The sequence below is a fragment of the Streptomyces poriferorum genome (genome assembly GCF_019399235.1).
In the GTDB taxonomy this organism is placed as follows: Bacteria; Actinomycetota; Actinomycetes; order Streptomycetales; family Streptomycetaceae; genus Streptomyces; species Streptomyces poriferorum.
In genome coordinates this window covers 1-4064 of sequence record NZ_JAELVH010000438.1, presented here as the reverse complement: position 1 = coordinate 4064, position 4064 = coordinate 1, and the positions used below count along the sequence as shown (strand labels likewise).

Sequence of the window (4064 nt, the reverse complement as noted above, 5' to 3'; positions counted from 1 at the left end):
AGCCGTTCGGCGACCAGCGCCAGGTTCCCTGCGACATACGCGCGTACGGCGTCCAGCCATGCCGCGCCGTCCCGGTACGCGGCGATGTGCGCGGTCAGCGAGAGCACCGCCGGTGAGGCGAGGCCCTCCGCGGTCTCCATGCGACGCAGGAACTCCGCCCGGTCCTCCGCACGGCCGACGATCCCGTACGAACCGGTCAGCGCCGGGAAGTTGAACGCCTTCGAGGCCGAGGTGACGAGCGCCCACCGCCCGTCGCCCCCCACCCGCGTCCAGGGCACATGGACACGCCCCTCGTGCACGAAGTCGGCGTGGATCTCGTCGCTGATCACCGCGACCCCACCGGGCTCGGCCGCGAGCTGCGCGGTGTGGGTCTCGGGGACACGGAGGCTCTGGAGCGCGCAGCTCGAGATGTGGACGGCCGAGCCCGGTGACCGCCTTGCGGAAGCCGTCGTACGTCGGGGTGTGGACGACCACGCCGTCGCCCTCGGCCGTCCACATCTGGAGCAGTTGCGACAACTGACTGAGCACGGAAGGGCCGTACACGAGTTGCCCGGTGTCGATCACGGTGTCGTACCGGGTCGCGAACCAGTGGGCCACCGCCGGGCGGAAGTCGCCCAGCCGCCAGTCGGTGTAGCCGAACACACCGTGGTCGAGCCGGGCCCGCAGGGCGGTCAGTACCTCGGGGGCCGTCTCGAAGTCCATGTCCGAGATGGTGAACGGCAGCAGTCCGTCCACCCCGAACCGGTCCGCGACCCCGTCCCACTGCACACTCCAGGTGTCGCGGCGGTCGATGACGGTGTCGAAGTCGTAGGACGTACTCACAGCTGCTCCCTCAGATCATTCCTGCCGGTACGGACATGCCGTGGGCCCGGCACCCCAAGGGGTACCGGGCCCAGGCAGACATCCGTACGGAGTTACTTCAGCTTGGTGCCGGTGGACCGCAGGTTGGCGCAGGCCTCCGTGACGCGCTTGGCCATGCCCGCCTCGGCGGACTTGCCCCAGGTGCGCGGGTCGTAGACCTTCTTGTTGCCGACCTCGCCGTCGACCTTCAGCACACCGTCGTAGTTGCGGAACATGTGGTCCGCGACCGGGCGGGTGAAGGCGTACTGGGTGTCGGTGTCGAGGTTCATCTTCACGACGCCGTTCTCCAGCGCGGTGGCGATCTCCTCGGCGGTGGAGCCGGAGCCGCCGTGGAAGACGAAGTCGAACGGGGACGTCTTGCCGTACTTGGCGCCGACGCCCTCCTGGAGGTCCTTGAGGAGCTCGGGACGCAGGACGACGTTGCCCGGCTTGTAGACGCCGTGCACGTTGCCGAAGGACGCGGCCAGCAGGTAGCGGCCCTTCTCGCCCAGACCGAGCGCCTCGGCGGTACGCAGCGCGTCGTCGACGGTCGTGTAGAGCTCGTCGTTGATCTCGTGCGTGACGCCGTCCTCCTCGCCACCGGTCGGGGTGATCTCGACCTCAAGGATGATCTTGGCGGCGGCGGCCTTGGCCAGCAGCTCCTGGCCGATGGACAGGTTGTCGGCCAGCGTCTCGGCCGAGCCGTCCCACATGTGGGACTGGAACAGCGGGTTCAGACCCTTGGCGACGCGCTCCGCGGAGACGTCGATCAGCGGACGGACGTACGTGTCCAGCTTGTCCTTGGGGCAGTGGTCGGTGTGCAGCGCGACCGTGATGTCGTACTTGGCGGCGACGATGTGCGCGAACTCGGCGAGGGCTACGGCGCCCGTGACCATGTCCTTGTTGTACTGGCCGCCCAGGAACTCCGCCCCACCGGTGGAGATCTGGACGATGCCGTCGCTCTCGGCCTCAGCGAAACCACGCAGCGCAGCGTGCAGGGTCTGCGTCGACGTCACATTGATGGCCGGGTAGGCGAACTTGCCTGCCTTCGCCCGGTCGAGCATCTCGGCGTAGACCTCGGGGGTTGCGATGGGCATCTGTCCGCTCCTTGGGATGTGCGGGTGTGCGTTGCTGGTTCCCTGACCTGGGGGCGACGTCATCGTCGCCCCCATCTTCCCAGACTCTCGTCCCGGCTCCACCCTGCGTACTCCCCCAGCGTTCCGGGGGCCCCGCTGCAGACATACGACAAGGGGGGCCGGTTTCACGTGAAACGAACGTGAAGCCGGCCCCCCTCGAAGGAAACCGCAGGTCAGGCCAGGTCGAGGTCCGGGACCGAGTAGACGTGGACATACGGGAGGCCCGCCTCGGCGATGGCCGGAGCCGCGCCCCGCTCCACGATCACGGCGACGGCGACGACCTCGCCACCCGCCTCACGCACCGCCTCGACGGCGGTCAGCGGCGAACCGCCGGTCGTCGAGGTGTCCTCGACGACCAGGCAGCGGCGGCCCTTGACCTCCGTGCCCTCGATCCGGCGCTGCATGCCGTGGGCCTTCTGCGCCTTGCGCACCACGAACGCGTCCAGCTCCTGCCCGCGGGCGGCGGCGGCGTGCAGCATCGAGGTGGCGACCGGGTCGGCACCCAGCGTCAGCCCGCCCACACAGTCGTAGTCCAGCTCCGAGGTCGCGTCGAGCATGACCTGACCGACCATCGGAGCGGCCTTGCCGTCCAGCGTGATGCGGCGCAGATCGATGTACCAGTCGGCCTCGAGACCGGAGGAGAGAGTCACCTTGCCGTGAACCACGGCCTTGTCCTTGATCTGCTGCAACAGCTCAGCGCGTACGTCAGTCATGGCTACGAGGATAAGGCCGACCGGCCCCGCACCCGCTCCGGACCGTCGCGCTCAGAGCGTGCGCCAGCTCCACGTCGTCGCGATCTCCAGGGGTTCGATCGGCGTGACGTAGCGGGGCGCGGTGTTCAGGCCGTTCGGCGGGCCCGACTGCGGCTCCACACACACCGCCTCGTCCTGCTCGTCGTAGACCACGACCCACTCGGTGCGGCTCTTCACCGTGAGCTCCAGCTGCTCCGGCCAGGTGAGGGTCACATCGACGCCGTCTGGCATGCCGAAGCAGTCGTCCCACGGTCCGGCCAGGGGAGGGATCCGGCGGCCGGTCGGCAGATGGTTCTCCCCCCGCTCCTCCTGCCACGCGGCATCGAAGTCGATCCGGACGTCCTCGCCGCTGCCGAGGTTGCGCCGGAACCACGGATGCCAGCCGGCCTGGGCCGGGAAGGAGTCCCCGTACGTCTCGATGCCGAAGGCCGACGTCAGAGAGGACTCGGTCAGTTCGAAGGTCTGCGTCACCCGGCCCGGGTACGGCCAGGGGTCGGTCAGGTCGTAGTAGAACGCGGCGTCCGTCGCGCTCTCCCGCGCCGTGCGCCAGGCCGTGTCACGACCTGTGCCGTGGATCGCGTGCGGCGGGGCGGTCAGCGGCAGCTGATGCAGCACACCACCGTTGTGGAACTGCCCGTTCTCGGTCCGGCCGCACCACGGCACCATCGGGAAGCAGCCGTAGCGCTCCCCCTGCCGCAGCAGTTCGGTGCCGCCGATGCGCAGGCTGCTGATACGACAGCCGTTGGCGGGGTTCACGGTCAACTCTGCGTCGCCGACGGACAGCCGGACGTCCTTCTCGCTGCTGCTCACACGACGACCCTACTGGCGCGGCTACCTCCGGCGCCGCAGTGCCCGGCCCACCACCACGGCGGAGGCGAGGGCGAGCGCGGCCGCGGGGGCCACCCAGCGGAGCGTCGCGCCCGCACCGGTCGAATCGGGTGACGGGACAGGGGCGTACCGGCCGCGCGGCGGCGCGTGGTCGACCTCCTCCGCACTGCGGCCGATCATGGTGCGCCGGGCATGTGCGGCCTCGGCGGGCGGCCCGTCCGGGACGGTGAACTCGATCCCGGCCACGGGGTCCATCGACGAAGGCGGCACCGGGGTGTCGAAGACGGAGGCCTGCTCCGGCGGCGGCTCGTCCGCAGCCGCGTCGTGCGGGGCCGGTGCGTCACCGGACCGCGAGGTGTCCGCCTCCTCGGCGGCCTCCTCCAGAGCCTGCTCCACGGCCTCGCCGACGGCCTGCTCCTCGGCGGTGACGGCTGCTGCTGCGGCGGGCTCGCCCGCGTCCTGTACCGCGTCCCGCACCGCGTCGTCCGAAACTCCCGCGTCCCCGCCC

At 70.2% G+C, this 4064-nt stretch carries 3 protein-coding genes and 2 pseudogenes; all 5 read right to left on the bottom strand.

Going from position 1 to position 4064, the window contains the following annotated elements:
• Window positions 1-822: pseudogene (locus JGS39_RS37860) on the bottom strand (aminotransferase class I/II-fold pyridoxal phosphate-dependent enzyme); the annotation flags it as partial.
• A 92-nt stretch (window positions 823-914) separates the two neighbouring features.
• Complete coding sequence (gene fbaA, locus JGS39_RS37855; protein WP_219574309.1) at window positions 915-1937, bottom strand: class II fructose-bisphosphate aldolase; 1023 nt, start codon at window positions 1935-1937, stop codon at window positions 915-917.
• A 212-nt stretch (window positions 1938-2149) separates the two neighbouring features.
• Window positions 2150-2689: an orotate phosphoribosyltransferase gene (gene pyrE, locus JGS39_RS37850; RefSeq protein WP_219574308.1), complete on the bottom strand. Its 540-nt coding sequence runs from the start codon at window positions 2687-2689 to the stop codon at window positions 2150-2152.
• A gap of 51 nt (window positions 2690-2740) precedes the next feature.
• The gene (locus JGS39_RS37845) at window positions 2741-3538 is read right to left on the bottom strand and encodes an aldose epimerase family protein (RefSeq protein WP_219574307.1); all 798 of its coding nucleotides are present in this window, start codon (window positions 3536-3538) and stop codon (window positions 2741-2743) included.
• A gap of 21 nt (window positions 3539-3559) precedes the next feature.
• A pseudogene (locus tag JGS39_RS37840) lies at window positions 3560-4064 on the bottom strand (SRPBCC domain-containing protein); the annotation flags it as partial.

What these genes read in the sequence shown, in the direction of transcription:
- fbaA (WP_219574309.1), bottom strand. Translation starts at nt 1,937, where the DNA reads ATGCCCATCGCAACCCCCGAGGTCTACGCCGAGATGCTCGACCGGGCG.
- pyrE (WP_219574308.1), bottom strand. Translation starts at nt 2,689, where the DNA reads ATGACTGACGTACGCGCTGAGCTGTTGCAGCAGATCAAGGACAAGGCC.